This is a genomic window from Pseudarthrobacter sp. BIM B-2242 (assembly GCF_014764445.1).
Classification (GTDB): domain Bacteria; phylum Actinomycetota; class Actinomycetes; order Actinomycetales; family Micrococcaceae; genus Arthrobacter; species Arthrobacter luteus_A.
Genome location: NZ_CP061721.1, coordinates 4,051,287 through 4,065,347, shown reverse-complemented (window position 1 = coordinate 4,065,347; position 14,061 = coordinate 4,051,287). Strand labels below are relative to the sequence as shown.

The 14,061-nt window shown below is 67.0% G+C and carries 14 protein-coding genes and 1 riboswitch; of the genes, 9 read left to right on the top strand and 5 right to left on the bottom strand.

The features are described from left to right. Nucleotides 1-6: 6 nt before the first annotated feature. The 3 genes from IDT60_RS18790 to IDT60_RS18780 form a co-directional block, all read right to left on the bottom strand. Complete coding sequence (locus IDT60_RS18790) at nucleotides 7-1,188, bottom strand: cation:proton antiporter (protein WP_191080213.1); 1,182 nt, start codon at nucleotides 1,186-1,188, stop codon at nucleotides 7-9. Nucleotides 1,189-1,193: 5 nt separating this feature from the next. Beyond that, nucleotides 1,194-1,676 carry a cation:proton antiporter regulatory subunit gene (locus IDT60_RS18785; RefSeq protein ID WP_164204265.1) on the bottom strand — a complete coding sequence of 161 codons (483 nt, stop codon included), beginning with the start codon at nucleotides 1,674-1,676 and terminating at the stop codon, nucleotides 1,194-1,196. Between the two features lie 81 nt (nucleotides 1,677-1,757). Beyond that, complete coding sequence (locus tag IDT60_RS18780; RefSeq protein ID WP_191080212.1) at nucleotides 1,758-3,164, bottom strand: MFS transporter; 1,407 nt, start codon at nucleotides 3,162-3,164, stop codon at nucleotides 1,758-1,760. A 192-nt stretch (nucleotides 3,165-3,356) separates the two neighbouring features. Here IDT60_RS18780 and IDT60_RS18775 point away from each other — a divergent pair, with 192 nt between their 5' ends. The 6 genes from IDT60_RS18775 to mnhG are packed head-to-tail and all read left to right on the top strand — an operon-like array spanning nucleotide 3,357 to nucleotide 9,857. Next, complete coding sequence (locus IDT60_RS18775; protein WP_191080211.1) at nucleotides 3,357-6,440, top strand: Na+/H+ antiporter subunit A; 3,084 nt, start codon at nucleotides 3,357-3,359, stop codon at nucleotides 6,438-6,440. Continuing rightward, nucleotides 6,437-7,039 (top strand): Na(+)/H(+) antiporter subunit C, encoded by a 603-nt coding sequence (locus IDT60_RS18770; protein ID WP_191080210.1) that lies wholly within the window; start codon nucleotides 6,437-6,439, stop codon nucleotides 7,037-7,039. Before IDT60_RS18775 ends, IDT60_RS18770 begins: the two co-directional genes overlap by 4 nt. Next, nucleotides 7,036-8,643, top strand: coding sequence for a Na+/H+ antiporter subunit D (locus tag IDT60_RS18765; RefSeq protein WP_191080209.1), 1,608 nt, complete (start codon nucleotides 7,036-7,038; stop codon nucleotides 8,641-8,643). The genes IDT60_RS18770 and IDT60_RS18765 overlap by 4 nt, the downstream gene beginning before the upstream one ends. After that, the gene (locus IDT60_RS18760) at nucleotides 8,640-9,185 is read left to right on the top strand and encodes a Na+/H+ antiporter subunit E (RefSeq protein WP_191080208.1); all 546 of its coding nucleotides are present in this window, start codon (nucleotides 8,640-8,642) and stop codon (nucleotides 9,183-9,185) included. The genes IDT60_RS18765 and IDT60_RS18760 overlap by 4 nt, the downstream gene beginning before the upstream one ends. After that, nucleotides 9,182-9,460 carry a monovalent cation/H+ antiporter complex subunit F gene (locus tag IDT60_RS18755; protein ID WP_164204279.1) on the top strand — a complete coding sequence of 93 codons (279 nt, stop codon included), beginning with the start codon at nucleotides 9,182-9,184 and terminating at the stop codon, nucleotides 9,458-9,460. Before IDT60_RS18760 ends, IDT60_RS18755 begins: the two co-directional genes overlap by 4 nt. After that, nucleotides 9,450-9,857, top strand: a complete 408-nt coding sequence (gene mnhG / locus IDT60_RS18750; protein WP_164204281.1) for a monovalent cation/H(+) antiporter subunit G — start codon at nucleotides 9,450-9,452, stop codon at nucleotides 9,855-9,857. Before IDT60_RS18755 ends, mnhG begins: the two co-directional genes overlap by 11 nt. A 13-nt stretch (nucleotides 9,858-9,870) precedes the next feature. Here mnhG and IDT60_RS18745 read toward each other — a convergent pair whose 3' ends face one another. Both IDT60_RS18745 and IDT60_RS18740 read right to left on the bottom strand, forming a co-directional pair. Continuing rightward, nucleotides 9,871-10,134 (bottom strand): DUF4235 domain-containing protein, encoded by a 264-nt coding sequence (locus tag IDT60_RS18745; RefSeq protein ID WP_164204283.1) that lies wholly within the window; start codon nucleotides 10,132-10,134, stop codon nucleotides 9,871-9,873. A 68-nt stretch (nucleotides 10,135-10,202) separates the two neighbouring features. Continuing rightward, the gene (locus IDT60_RS18740; RefSeq protein ID WP_191080207.1) at nucleotides 10,203-10,745 is read right to left on the bottom strand and encodes a heme-degrading domain-containing protein; all 543 of its coding nucleotides are present in this window, start codon (nucleotides 10,743-10,745) and stop codon (nucleotides 10,203-10,205) included. A gap of 57 nt (nucleotides 10,746-10,802) precedes the next feature. Beyond that, nucleotides 10,803-10,939: riboswitch (TPP riboswitch) on the top strand. 72 nt (nucleotides 10,940-11,011) lie between these two features. Here IDT60_RS18740 and IDT60_RS18735 point away from each other — a divergent pair. Genes IDT60_RS18735 through IDT60_RS18725 form a run of 3 tightly spaced genes read left to right on the top strand, consistent with a single transcriptional unit; the run spans nucleotide 11,012 to nucleotide 14,033 of the window. Beyond that, nucleotides 11,012-11,632, top strand: a complete 621-nt coding sequence (locus tag IDT60_RS18735; RefSeq protein ID WP_164204288.1) for an ECF transporter S component — start codon at nucleotides 11,012-11,014, stop codon at nucleotides 11,630-11,632. Continuing rightward, nucleotides 11,632-13,242, top strand: coding sequence for an ABC transporter ATP-binding protein (locus tag IDT60_RS18730; RefSeq protein ID WP_191080206.1), 1,611 nt, complete (start codon nucleotides 11,632-11,634; stop codon nucleotides 13,240-13,242). Before IDT60_RS18735 ends, IDT60_RS18730 begins: the two co-directional genes overlap by 1 nt. After that, on the top strand, nucleotides 13,239-14,033 hold the full coding sequence (locus IDT60_RS18725) for an energy-coupling factor transporter transmembrane protein EcfT (protein WP_191080205.1): 795 nt from the start codon (nucleotides 13,239-13,241) through the stop codon (nucleotides 14,031-14,033). Before IDT60_RS18730 ends, IDT60_RS18725 begins: the two co-directional genes overlap by 4 nt. The last annotated feature ends 28 nt before the right edge of the window (nucleotides 14,034-14,061 follow it).

The following is a 14,061-nucleotide window of genomic DNA, read 5'->3' as shown; positions in this document are numbered from 1 at the left end:
GGGGAGCTATGCGCGGGCCGGTTCTGTGGCCGGGGGCCGGAAGGCCTTGACCACGGGCTCCACGTAGCGGGCGGCCAGTGGACCGAAGATGGCCATGAGCAGGACGTAGGCCGTGGCAAGTGCCGCGAGTTCGTCCGGGACAACACCGGAGGCCACGGCCAGGCCGGCGATGACAATGGAGAACTCGCCGCGGGCGATCAGGGCCGCGCCTGCGCGGAACCGGCCGGGGCGGGCAATGCCTGCCTGCTTGGCCGCCCAAATGCCGGTCAGCATCTTGGTGGCCGCCGTGATGACGGCCAGGATGAGCGCCCAGCCCAGGACCGGCGGGATGGACGCAGGGTCCGTGTTGAGCCCGAACGCGACAAAGAAGATAGCGGCGAACAGGTCCCGCAGGGGCTCAAGGATGCGGGTGGCGCTGTGGGCTGTTGCCCCGGAGATGGCGATGCCGAGCATAAACGCACCCACCGCCGCCGAGACCTGCATGGCCGATGCCAGGCCGGCCACCAGCAAGGCCGCGCCCAGCAGGTTGAGGAGGAACACCTCGGAGTTCTCGCTGTGGACCGCCTTGGACACGCGGTGGCCGTGCCGCAGCGCCACCATCAGGACAACGGTGACCACAGCCAGTGAAATGGCTACCGTGGTCAGCCCGCCCAGGAAGCTCACGCCCGCGAGGGTGGCAGTGAGGATGGGCAGGTACACGGCCATGGCCAGGTCCTCGAACACAAGGATGGAGAGGACCACCGGTGTTTCGCGGTTGCCAAGCCGGCCCAGGTCCGTGATGACCTTCGCGGCGATGCCGGAGGACGATATGTACGTCACGCCGCCCATAACCATGGCGCCCACCGGGCCCCATCCCAAGAGAACGGCGATCCCGGCACCCGGCAGGAAATTGAGCACCAGGTCAAGAACACCGGCCTGCCAGGACCTGCGCAGACCGGTGAAAAGCTCGGCAGCCGTATATTCCAATCCGAGCATAAGCAAAAGCAGGATCACGCCGATTTCGCCCGACAAATGTGCGAATTCGTGCATGCCATCAAGCTTGACCACCCCGCCCGCACCGAAGGCGAGTCCGCCCACGAGATAGAGGGGGATGGGTGACATTCCGATCCGTCCGGCCAGCCTGGCCAACAGGCCAAGGCAGAACACAACGGCCCCCAGTTCAATGAGGGTCAGGGCCAGAGGGTCCATGGCGTTCAGCCGTTGCGGAGGATATCGGCCGCCAGATCGAGGCCTTCTTGCGTTCCCACTGCAACGAGCAGGTCACCGGAATGGAGGACAACGTCGGGTCCGGGCGACGGGACCACCTCGCCTTCGCGCATGATGGCCACAATGGAGACCCCGCAGCGGGTGCGGATGCATGCCTTCCCCATGGGCTGGTTCTGGAACGGGGAATCCGGGGCAATGGAGAATTGCCGCGTCACGATGCCGGGAACGTCGCGGTGCTCCTCGGTCAGCTTCATGGCCAGGTGCTGCCCGCCCAGGAGGTTGCCCAAGGTGGCTGCCTCATCCCCGGTCAGGGGAATGGAGGCCTGACAGGTATCGGGATCGTCCCAAGTGGAAACGATAAGTTCCGTCTGGCCCTCCCGCAGCTCCACAACGCCAATGCGGCGGCCGGAAGCCGTCATGAAATCCTTCCGCCGGCCCAGGCCAGGGAGATCGGTCTCGTCCACGTTCATACCTCCAGCCTAGTCTTCGCACGCAGTTTTCGGGCGGCGTGCCGGGACGAAGAACAGGCAGGCGCGGGGCATGGCCGCACGTCAGGACGCAGGGACCAGGGCGATGGAGGTCTTGTTCGGCGGCTTCACCGGCAGGAGGACCAGCAGGCCGGCGAGCAGCACCACCATAATGCCCAGGATGCCCCAGCGTTGGGCCTCGCCGGGAGCAACCAGCGGTGTGGCCAGCGTGATGCACAGGGTGAACAGCGCCGGCGCCAAAAAGCTGACGGCCCGGCCGGTGGTGGCGTACAGGCCGAACAGTTCGCCGGTCTCGCCGGTGGGGGCCAGCCGGGCCAGGTAGGCGCGCGATGAGGACTGGGCCGGACCCACAAAGAGGCAGAGGAACAGGCCGAAAACCCAGAAGGTGGTGCTGCCGGCCCACGCTGTGCCGAAGAAGACGTAATCGCCGTTGCCAAGAACCAGGATCATGGTGCCGGCGAGCAGCAAACCCACCAGGGAGCCCATGATCACGGCCTTGGGTCCCACCCGGTCATCCAGGTAGCCGCCGGCGATGGCGCCCACTGCAGCCACCACGTTTCCGAAGATGGCGAAGAAAATGACCTGGGACAGTTCAAAACCGAACGTGCCGGCCGCAATGATGCCGCCGAACGTGAAGACGGCGGCGAGGCCGTCACGGAAGACGGCACTGGCGAGGAGGAAATAGATGGTGTGCGGGCTGGTGGCGTAGATGGCTTTGATCCGGCGGAGGAGCAGGCCGTAGGAGGCCAGGAAGCCCAGCGGTCTGGCGCGCGCCGGCCGCGGGAGTTCCGGCACTGCGAACAGGACAGGGAGGGCGAAGATGAAGAACCACAGGGCGGAGAACACCGCCACCAGCCGGATGTTCAGGCTGTCCTCCGTGGAGGAGCCGAACCAGTCAAAGCTCGGCTGCACAAAGAGCTGCAGCACTACCAGCAGGGCCACAATGCCGCCGAGGTAGCCCATGCCCCAGCCAAATCCACTGACCTTGCCGATGTTCGTCGGTGTGGAGACCTGGGCCAGCATGGCGTTGTAGTTGACGCCCGCGAACTCAAAAAACACGTTCCCCAAGGCAATCAGGGCGACGCCCAGGAGCAGGAACTCGGGCCGTGGAAACACAAAGAAGCACAGCCCGGTCAGGACGGCCACCGCCACGGTGTTGACGCCCAGCCATAGTTTGCGCCGCCCGCCGTTATCCGAGCGTTGCCCTGTCACGGGAGCGAGCAGGGCGATGGCGAGGCCGGCGATGGCCAGGGCGCCGCCAAGCACGGCCGAGGCCTGATCCTCGCCGCCGAAGGCATTGGAGGTGAGGTAGACGGTGAAGACGAAGGTGGTCATGACCGCGTTGAAGGCCGCCGAACCCCAGTCCCAGGCGGCCCAGGCCAACACCCGGCCCTTACCGGCCGGCTGGTTTCCGGACGCGAGTTCCGACGGCGGCTGCGTGGCCTCAGGAGGGGCGCTGGCGGTGTTCATAGGCTGAATGGTATCCGCCCGTGGCGAACAAGCCGGGCATGGTACGCCGGACACCCGGCAAAATCGAGCCGCCAGCCCTTCCGCGCGGGGAAAAAGCCTGAAACCACTTGGTAAACTGGCCACCGAACCTAACGACTGACCGCCTGCCCTAACTTTTTGACATTCGAATCCCTGACGTTGCGGAGATAAACAGTGATCACAGTCCTTGCCGTGCACTTTACGGTGGCTGCTGTGGCTCCCCTTCTGTTCAGGGCCTGGGGCCGCAACGCCTTTTATGCGCTGGCTGCTGTGCCCGCTGCGTCCTTTGTCTGGCTGCTTTTCCAGCACGGCGCGGTGTATTCGGCTGCCGGAGCTGTCTCCGAGGTCAACCCGTGGATCCCCGGACTGAAACTGGAATTCGCGTTCCTGCTGGACCCCCTGGCCTGGGTGATGTCCCTTCTTGTCCTCGGCGTCGGGGCCCTGGTGCTTGTCTACTGTGCCCGGTATTTCGGCACAAAGGACCAGGACCTGGGCGGCTTCGGGGCGCAGCTGCTCGCCTTCGCCGGCGCCATGTTCGGCCTGGTGGTGGCGGACGATCTTCTCCTGCTGTTCATCTTCTGGGAACTCACCACCATCCTGTCCTACCTGCTGATCGGTTTTGCCCGCACCAGGCTGGCGGCCAGGCGGTCCGCGCTCCAAGCCCTGATGGTCACCACCGCCGGCGGGTTGGCCATGCTGGTAGGCCTGATCATGCTGGGCCACACCGCCGGAACGTACCGCATCTCGGAGATCCTCGCCCAGGCTCCCACGCTCACAACCGGGCCAGGCAGCGCGATCGTGGCTGCCGCCGTCGTCCTGATCCTTGTGGGCGCCATCAGCAAGTCCGCACTGGTTCCCTTCCACTTCTGGCTGCCCGGAGCGATGGCGGCACCCACCCCCGTCAGCGCCTACCTGCATGCTGCCGCGATGGTGAAGGCCGGCATCTACTTGGTCGCCAGGCTTGCCCCGGGCTTTTCGGAGGTGGCGTACTGGCAGCCGATAGTGCTTGGGCTGGGCCTGGCCACCATGCTGGTGGGCGGCTACCGGGCGCTGCGCCAGACGGACATCAAGCTCATCCTGGCGTACGGAACGGTGAGCCAGCTGGGCTTCCTGACCATGGTGGTGGGCCTGGGCACGCCGGACGCGGCCCTCGCCGGCCTCGCCATGCTGCTGGCACACGGCCTGTTCAAGGCCACCCTGTTCCTGGTGGTGGGAATCATCGACCACCAGTCCGGAACCCGCGATGTCCGCCAGCTCTCCGGCGTGTTCCGCTCCTCGCGCGCGCTCGGCATTGTGGCCGGCATCGGCGCCGCGTCCATGGCCGGCGTCCCGCTGCTGGCAGGCTTTGTGGCCAAGGAATCGGTCCTGGAAGCCTTCCTCCACCATGCCGACGGCGGGGAGCCCTGGAGCATGGTGGTCCTTGCCGGCATCGTGCTGGGCTCCATCCTCACCTTCGCCTACAGCGCCCGCTTTATGTGGGGCGCGTTCGCCGTCAAACCCGGGGTGGAACCCACGCCGTTCAAGGCGGTCAAGCCTTCCTTCCTCGCCGCTCCCGCCCTTCTCAGCCTCCTCAGCATCGTGTACGGCCTGTGGCCTGCCCCGGTGGACGCCTGGATCCAGCCGTACGCGGCACTCTTCGCCTCCACCGCGCCCGACGCCGGAACCCCGGCCGAGCAGGCAGGGCACCTTGCGCTGTGGCACGGGATCAACCCGGCGCTTGGGCTCACCGCGCTGACGTTCGCCCTGGGCCTGGCCATGCACTTCGGCCGGAGGCTGGTGGACCGTGCGCAGTCCCGGGTACCCGGCTGGATCGACGGCGACCGCATGTACCAGCTCACCATCGGCGCGCTGGACGACGTCGCGGTCTGGATCACGGGCCGCACGCAGCGTGGTTCGCTGTACTTCTACCTCTCTGTCATCCTGTCCATGGCGTTCGCACTGCCGCTGACTGTCATGCTCGTAGCGGGCAAGCCGATCCCGGAAAACCTGTACTTCATCGACCCCTACTCGCCGCTCCAGCCCGTGGTGGGCGCGGCGATTGTGATCGGTGCCCTGGCCGCGGTCAAGGCCAACAGGCGCTTCCTCGCCGTGCTGATGGTGTCGGTGACCGGATACGGGATCGCCCTGATGTTCGCCCTCCAGGGCGCGCCGGATCTTGCGCTGACCCAGATGCTGGTGGAAACCATCATTCTGGTGGCCTTTGTGCTGGCGATGCGGAGCCTCCCGGCCGAACTCCGGGACCGGACAGGCGGCCGGTACCGGGTGGTCCGCGTGATCATCGGGGCGGCGTTCGGCGTCACCATGGTCTTCGCCGCCATCTTCGCCATGGACGCACGGGTGGCGACACCTGTGTCACTGGAGTTCCCGCGCCTGGCGTATGAAGGCGGCGGCGGACTGAACATCGTCAACGTGACGCTGGTGGACATCCGCGCCTGGGATACGTTCGGCGAAATTTCCGTCCTGGCCCTCGCCGCCACCGGCGTCGCCAGCCTCATCTTCGTCCGCGGCCGCGGCGACCGGAACCTGCTCTCCGCCACCGTTGCCGAGGGCAGCGTAGGCCGGCGGGCCGCGGCGGATCCGGGGTCGCGGGAGGCCGCGGCGCTGGCCATCAGCAGGAAGTTTGCAGCGTCGACCCGGGACGCCTGGATCGTGGCAGGCCGGACCCTAGCACCGGAACGCCGTTCCATCATCTTTGAAGTAGTGACCCGGCTGATCTTCCACTCCCTGATCATTTTCTCCCTGTACCTCCTCCTGGCCGGGCACAACCTGCCGGGCGGCGGATTCGCCGGCGGTCTGACAGCCGGCCTTGCCCTCGCCATCCGTTACCTGGCGGGCGGCCGGTTTGAACTGCGGGAGGCCACACCGGTGGGTGCGGGTACGCTCCTGGGGATCGGGCTCGCGACGGCGGCCTCATCGGGTGTGGTGCCGCTGCTCCTGGGCGGCCAGGTGTTCCAGACCGCCATCATTGAGATCTGGCTGCCGGTATTCGGCGACATCAAGTTCGTCACCTCCACCCTCTTCGATATCGGGGTGTACATCGTGGTGGTGGGCCTGGTCCTGGACGTCCTGCGCAGCCTGGGCTCCGAGATCGACGAACACTTTGACGAACAAACGTCCGGGCCCGCCGAGGAAGCACCAGCCGAGGAAGCACTCGCGGAGGACGCCCTGGCCGGCGACGTGCTGGCCGCCGCGGGGCCCGCCGAAGGCCACGAGCCCGTGGCCATGTCCACCGAAACCACAGCGAAGGGCCACGGATGAGTGTCAACCTGACCCTGCTGATTGTGATGGGTGCCCTGTATGCGTGCGGCATCTACCTGATCCTGGAACGCAGCCTCACCCGCGTGCTGCTGGGGCTGATGCTCCTGGCCAACGCCACCAACCTGCTGATTTTGGCCACGGGTGGCTACGCCGGCCTGGCGCCGTTCTTCAACAAGGACACCGGTGCCAACGAATATGCCGACCCCCTTCCGCAGGCCCTGATCCTGACCTCGATCGTGATCTCGTTTGCGGTGACAGCGTTTATGCTCGGCATCATCTACCGCACGTGGGTCCTTGCCCGCCAGGATGAGATCCAGGATGACATCGAGGACCTCAGGGTCGCCGAGACGCCGCGGTTCGACGCCGAGGACGACGCCCCGATTCCGGCCGAAACATCGGAATTCCCCCTGACCATGCTTGGCAGCGACGGCAGCAGCATCTCCGACCATGCAGGCTCAGGCCGCCCCGACTCCGGGGACGCCGAGTCCGGCAAAGAAATTTCGGCCGGCGCCAAGAAGATGCCGGCCGCAGATGCCGCCGCAGAAGAGCAACCCGGTTCACGGAACGTGACCCCTGGCCCCGAAGGAGGTGTGAAGTGAACATCGCAAGCTTTGCCCCGCTCGCCGTCCTGCTTCCCATCCTCGGCGCCGCACTGGCCTTCCTGCTGTTCCGGCACTCCCGTGCGCAGCGGGCCGTGAGCATCGCTGTACTGTCCCTGACGCTTCTGCTGGAGTGCTTCCTGCTTGCGTCGGTCTGGGACGGCGGGACCGCTGCGGTGAACATCGGCGGGTGGCTGCCGCCCTGGGGCATCACCATGGTGGTGGATCAGTTCTCGTCCCTGATGCTGGTGGTCTCCTCCGCCGTCAGCCTCGCGGTGCTGATCTACGCCACCGGCCAGGGCATGGCCGACGGCGACCAGGACGCCCCGGTATCGATCTTCCACCCGACCTTCCTGATCCTCGTGGCGGGTGTGTCGAACGCGTTTCTGTCCGGGGACCTGTTCAACCTCTACGTCGGCTTCGAAATCCTCCTGACCGCAAGCTACGTGCTGATGACCCTGGGCGGTACCGGCCCCCGGATCCGTGCGGGCGTCACCTACGTGGTGGTGTCCGTGGTGTCCTCCGTCCTGTTCCTGATCTCCATCGCGATGGTCTACGGGGCCACCGGAACTGTGAACATGGCGGACCTCGCCGTCAAGCTTGCGGACCTGGATGAGGGAACGCAGACACTGCTGCACGTGATGCTCCTGGTGGCCTTCGGGATCAAAGCGGCTGTTTTCCCGCTTTCCTTCTGGCTGCCTGACTCGTACCCCACCGCGCCGGCGCCGGTCACTGCGGTGTTCGCCGGCCTGCTGACCAAGGTGGGTGTGTATGCGATGGTCCGGACAGAAACGCTGCTCTTTCCCGGCGACAGCCTGAACACTCCGTTGATGGTGGCGGCGTTGCTGACCATGGTGGTGGGGATCCTTGGTGCCCTGGCCCAGAGCGACATCAAACGTCTCCTGTCCTTCACCCTGGTCAGCCACATCGGCTACATGGTGTTCGGCCTGGCCATGTCTTCCGTGGCCGGCCTGGGTGCTGCCGTGTTCTACGTGGCGCACCACATCACCATCCAGACCAGCCTCTTTCTTGTCACGGGCCTGATCGAACGGCGTGGCGGCAGCTCCTCGGTGGACCGGCTGGCAGGCCTGGCCAAGCTCTCGCCCATGCTTGCCCTGCTCTTCTTTGTGCCGGCGATGAACCTGGCCGGCATTCCGCCCTTCTCCGGGTTCCTGGGCAAGGTGGGCCTGATCCAGGCCGGGATCGGACTGGGCACTCCGCTGGCCTACGCCCTGGTGATCGGCGGCGTGGTCACCAGCCTGCTGACGCTCCTGGCCGTCGCGAGGGTGTGGAACCGTGCCTTCTGGCGCAAGCCCTCGGACGCCGAACACCCGGATCCGGTCCTGCTGGCCGTACCCGAGGATTCTGACACCGGCCGTCGGGCGGGCCGCAACAACGTCACGCTGCTGCCGCGGACCATGGTGGGCTCCACCTTCGGCCTGGTGATCCTTGGCGTGGCCCTCACGGTTTTCGCCGGGCCGCTGTTCCGGGTCTCGGACCAGGCTGCCGAGGAAATGCTTGACAGGTCCTCCTACATCCAGGCCGTGCTGGGTGAAGACACCGAGGTTCCGCCGCTGGCGCTGAAGCCGGGAGGCGGCAAATGAGCCGCCGCCGGATTTCCCTGCGCCAGGAACTTCCGCTCCTGGTCTGGCTGGTGATTGTCTGGGGTGCGCTGTGGCAGGACTTCAGCCCCGGCAACCTGCTCTTTGGCGCGCTGCTGTCCGTGCTGGTGGCACGCATGTTCTACCTCCCCCCGGTGGAACTCAGCGGCCGCTTCAATATCCTCTACGCCGTGCCCTTCGCCCTGCAGTTCCTGTGGCGGGTGGCGGCAGCGAGCATCGAGGTGATGTACCTGGCGGCCATCCGCGGACCGAAGGTGATCAACGCCGTCGTGGCTGTCCGGCTGCGAAGCCACCAGGACCTGATCGTCACCGCCGTGGGGCACGTGATCTCGCTGATCCCCGGATCCCTGGTGGTGGAAGTGGACCGGTCAACGTCCACCCTGTACCTGCACGCGCTTAATGTCAGCACACCAGAGGACGCAGAGAACCTGCGCAGCGAAGTCCGTTCCATCGAAGCCCGCCTGATCAGGATCATGGGCAGCCCGGAAGAACTCGAACTCGTCCGGCAGGAGGCCGCAGCATGATGCAGACCGTCCTGACTGTCACCGCAGTCATTCTTTCGCTGGCTGCGGCGGGAGCCATCATCCGGATCGCCCGCGGCCCGTCGCTGCTGGACCGCGTGCTGGCCTCCGACGTCCTGCTCGCCATCCTCGGCGCGGCACTGTGCGTTGACATGGCCGTCAACAGGCACCTGAACAACCTGATGCTGCTCGTGGCGCTTTCCGTTGTCGGTTTCATCGGCTCGGTCACAGTGGCACGCTTTGTGGCCGACCGGCGGGAGCAGACCCATGAGTCCTGAACCGAACGTGGTGGATGGCATCATCGATACCCTGACGGCGGTTTTCCTGGTGGTGGGTGCGCTGATGTCCCTGGCCGCCGCCGTCGGCCTGCTGCGCTTCCCGGACCTGCTGAGCCGGATGCACGCGGCCACCAAGCCGCAGGTGCTGGGCCTTTTCCTGCTGCTTGCCGCCATCGGTCTGCAGATGCGGACGCTGTGGGTATGGCCGGTGCTGCTGGTGGCGTGGATTTTCCAGTTACTGACGGTGCCGGTGTCCGCCCATATGGTGGGCCGCTCCGGCTACCGCACCAAGCACCTGCACCGCGAGCTGCTCAGCTCCGATGACCTGGATGCCGTGGTGGAGAAGGCCGCGCAGTCGTCCAGGGATAACGCGTCCGACGCTGGCGGCCGGGACTGATTCCCGGCCGGGACTAGACGATGTCCTGGCTCTTGGCGAAACGCGTGATGGCCCGCTGCGTGCCGCGGTTGGCGAGGACCTGGATGATGGTGCTGACCGAGGCTGAAATGAGCGCAAACGTCAACGCCGAGCGCAGGCTTGTGGGGGTGTCTTCGTCCTTGCCTGTGGGGGGCTTACGGCCGGTGGACTTTTCCCACACGGTATTAACCACCTTGGTGCCGACAAACCCGGCGGCGAGGCTGATTCCTGTGCCGAGCAGCTTGATGAACAGGTTCATGGGTTGAACTCCTTGTGGCGGATCGGGGACTGCCTTTAGCCTAACGTGATCAGGCCGGCGGTCAGCACCTAGGGCTGCCCCATGGAGGCCAGTATTTCCCGCACCGCCTCCACCACGAGGTTGTGGTCCTGCATCTGCGGGAGTCCGGAGACAGCCACCGTCGCCACCGCCCCGACTCCCGTGACGTAGACCGGGAAGCAGCCGCCGTGGGCCGCGTAGGTCGATTCGTCGTACCAGCCCTGGTCCTCGATCCGGCCGCCGCCCAGCCTTCCGCGCAGGCCCACCAGCAGGGACGGGACGTCGTAGCGCGCGGCCGTGCGCTGCTTCGCCCGGATCCAGTGCCCGTTGTCGGGCGTGGCGCCGTCCAGGGCCACATGGAAAAGGACCTGTTCACCCTTGGTGATGTCGATGGCGATGGGCAGCTTCCGGGATTTGCCCAGCTCCACCAGCAGCAGCCCAAGGTTGAGGGCGTCGTCCTTGGTAAACCGGGGGAACTGCAGCTCGCTGACCTCAGCCTCTATCCGCGCGATCAGAGCCTCGAGCGAGCCTGGCGGCTGGGCTTCGCCGGAGTCGGGATCGAACACGGTCACATTCGAGGCGTCGGCAGTCATGGCCCACAATCTACCGCTCCTGCGGTGTAAACTGGGTCACGCCCATCAGGGCAGATTTATTTACGACAGGGGAGCGCCGCCGTCGGGCACTGCAGGGATGCAGCCGGTGGATGGGCGCTGAGAGTGCGGACAGCCGCAGACCCTCGAACCTGATCCGGTTAGTACCGGCGCAAGGGAGTCGAGCTTCTCAGAGTGTCCGGAACCGGGCGGCGCAGGCCGGGCCGAAACCGCGAATACTCTCCCCTCCTGTACCTCAGGAGGCAGAAATGACAACAGCAGGACTCAAGAAGGCCAGCTATTCCTGGCGCGTTGTGGACATTGTGGTGGCGGCTTTGATCGCCATCGCCGGCGGCGTCATTTTCTGGGCCTGGTCCCAGGGCGCAGCGCTGGTGTCCGCGCCGATGAACGCCACCTACCCGCCCCTCACAGGCCTGATCGCGGGCGGCTGGATGATTCCGGCCGTGCTGGGCATGCTCATCATCCGCAAACCGGGCGCAGCGCTGTTCTGTGAGGCCGTGGCCGCGACCGGTGAGCTCATGATGGGTTCCCAGTACGGCACCACCGTGCTGATCTCCGGCATCCTGCAGGGCCTCGGCGCCGAACTGGTGTTCGCCGCCTTCGCCTACAGGAAGTTCAACCTGCCCGTGGCCCTGCTCGCCGGCGCCGGCGCCGGACTGTTCTGCGGCCTGAACGATTCCTTCGCGCCCTGGGGCTGGAACATCGCCTACGAGGCCGGCGACAAGGCCGCGTACATTCTGTTCTGCGCCATCTCCGGTGCCGTCATTGCCGGCGCCGTGTCCTGGATCGCCACCCGCGGCCTCGCCAAAACCGGCGTCCTGAGCTCCTTCGCGTCCCGGAAGGCCTTCTCGGAACCCGTCTTCAACTGATGACCGCTTTCGACGCCGGCGCTTCCGCGGTGCGCCCCGCTGCGGTATCAGCCCGTGGCTGGGGCTGGCGGCACGCCGGCCGTGCCGCCCCCGCCGTCCAGGGGCTGGACCTCGACATCGCCCCTGGTGAGCGGGTGCTGCTTTTGGGCCCTTCCGGCGCAGGCAAATCGACGCTGCTGCACGCCCTCGCCGGGGTGCTGGGGGATGAAGGGGACGACGCCGACGAGACCGGTTCGCTGCTGATCGACGGCGTTGCGCCGCGGAGCCGGCGCGGCCGTGCAGGGCTGATGCAGCAGGATCCTGAAACGCAGGTGGTCCTCTCGCGGCTGGGCGACGACGTCGCCTTTGGCGCCGAAAACCTGGCTGTTCCGCGGGACGAGATCTGGAAGCGGGTCCACGAGGCGCTCGACGACGTCGGGCTGCGCAGTGCCGTCGGATCCCCGGGTGCCGCCCGGCTCCCGCTGGACCACCCGACGTCGGCCCTGTCCGGCGGGCAGAAGCAGCGGCTGGCGCTGGCGGGCATCCTGGCCATGCGGCCGGGACTGATCCTGCTGGATGAGCCGACAGCCAACCTCGACCCCGCAGGCGTCCTTGAGGTGCGGGACGCGGTGGGCCGTTGCCTCGACAAGACGGGTGCCACGATGGTGGTTGTTGAACACAGGGTGTCCGTCTGGAAAGACGTGGTGGACCGGATTGTGGTGCTGCAGCCGGGCTCGGCAGCGGCCTCCGGCGCTCCCGGCAGTTCGTCGGGCGTGCTGCTGGACGGTCCGCCGGACCGGGTGCTCGCTGAGGCGCGGGACATGCTGATCGGTGCCGGAGTGTGGGTGCCGGGCTATGTTCCGTCCACCCGTCCCCGGCGCGGCATTTCCGCCGGGGGTTCCGCCGTTGCCGGGCAGCTGCTGCTGGCCGCAGAGAACGTCGCAGTCTCCCGCGAGCGGCCCCGCCGCCGCGGCTTCCGCACCATCGCGCCGGTGCCGGTGCAAACGGGCATCACCGCGCAGGTCCGTGCCGGCCAGGCACTCACGGTTACCGGCCCCAACGGCGCCGGCAAGTCCACGTTCGCCCTGACGCTCGCCGGACTGCTGGCGCCGGTGGCAGGGAAGGTGTCAGCCGCCGTCGAACTGTCCGAAGGCGCCGGAATCGATCCCTTCAGGTGGAAGGCGAAGCAGCTGATATCCCGCATCGGCACGGTGTTCCAGGAGCCCGAGCACCAGTTCGTCACCGGGCGCGTCCTGGACGAGCTGATGTTTGGTCCGCGGCATCTGGGGCATGGCGAGGAACGGGTGGACGAACTGTTGGAGCGGCTCCGCCTCACGCACCTTGTGGACGCCAACCCGTATACGCTGTCCGGCGGCGAAAAGCGGCGGCTGTCGGTGGCGACGGTCCTCGCTGCCCACCCGCGGGTGCTGGTGCTCGACGAGCCCACGTTCGGCCAGGACGCCAACACCTGGGCAGAACTCGCCTCCTTCCTGTCTGAACTGCTCGACGCCGGGACGTCCGTGGTCTCGATGACCCACGACGAAGAATTCAGTGCCGTCCTGGGCGGCGCCGAACTGCGTCTGGGCCCGGCCTTGCGCGGCGGCGCCCGCCAGGAAGCAGAGGCGGCATGAGGGACACCCTGACCCTCCGCGGCAACCAGGCGCTGCTGACGCGGGCCAACCCGCTGGCCAAGTTCGGCTCGGTGTTCCTGATCACCCTGGTGCTGGCACTCTCCATCGACTGGGTGTCCGCCTCGGTGGCGCTCGCGGCTGAGCTGGCGCTGTTCCCGCTCGCCGGGCTCACGCTGCGCCTGCTCTGGCAGCGTGGCTGGCCGCTGATCCTGGCGGCAGCGGTAGGCGGGTGGAGCACGGCGATCGTCGCGGCGGACAGCGGCGCTGTACTGCTCGACGTCGGGATCTGGTCCATCAGCGAAGGTTCGCTTCAGCTGGGGCTCGGGTTTATGCTCCGCGGACTCGCTATTGCGCTGCCCGCGATCCTGCTGATGACCTGCACGGATCCCACCGACCTTGCCGACGCCCTGGCGCAGAAGGCCCGGCTGCCGCACCGCTTTGTCCTGGGCACCCTGGCCGCCATGCGGCTCGTTGGACTCCTGGCCGAGGAATGGCAGACCATCGGCATGGCCCGGCGGGCCCGCGGCGTGGGCTCCCATGGCAGCCCGCTGCAGCGGCTGCGGGCCACCCTCGGCCAGAGCTTCGGGCTGCTGGTGCAGGCCATCCGCCGGGCCTCCCGGCTTGCCGTCACGATGGAAGCGCGCGGCTTCGGCACCGGCCAGCGGACGTGGGCCCGTGAATCGACCTACTCGCTGCTGGACGTCTGGGTAGTGCTGGGCGGCGTGCTGATCGCTGCGGCCGCTGTGGTTGCCGCGGCCGGAATGGGGACCTGGAACTTCGTCTGGCGTTAGCGGGTCGACGGCGGGCTGGTTTAGCGGG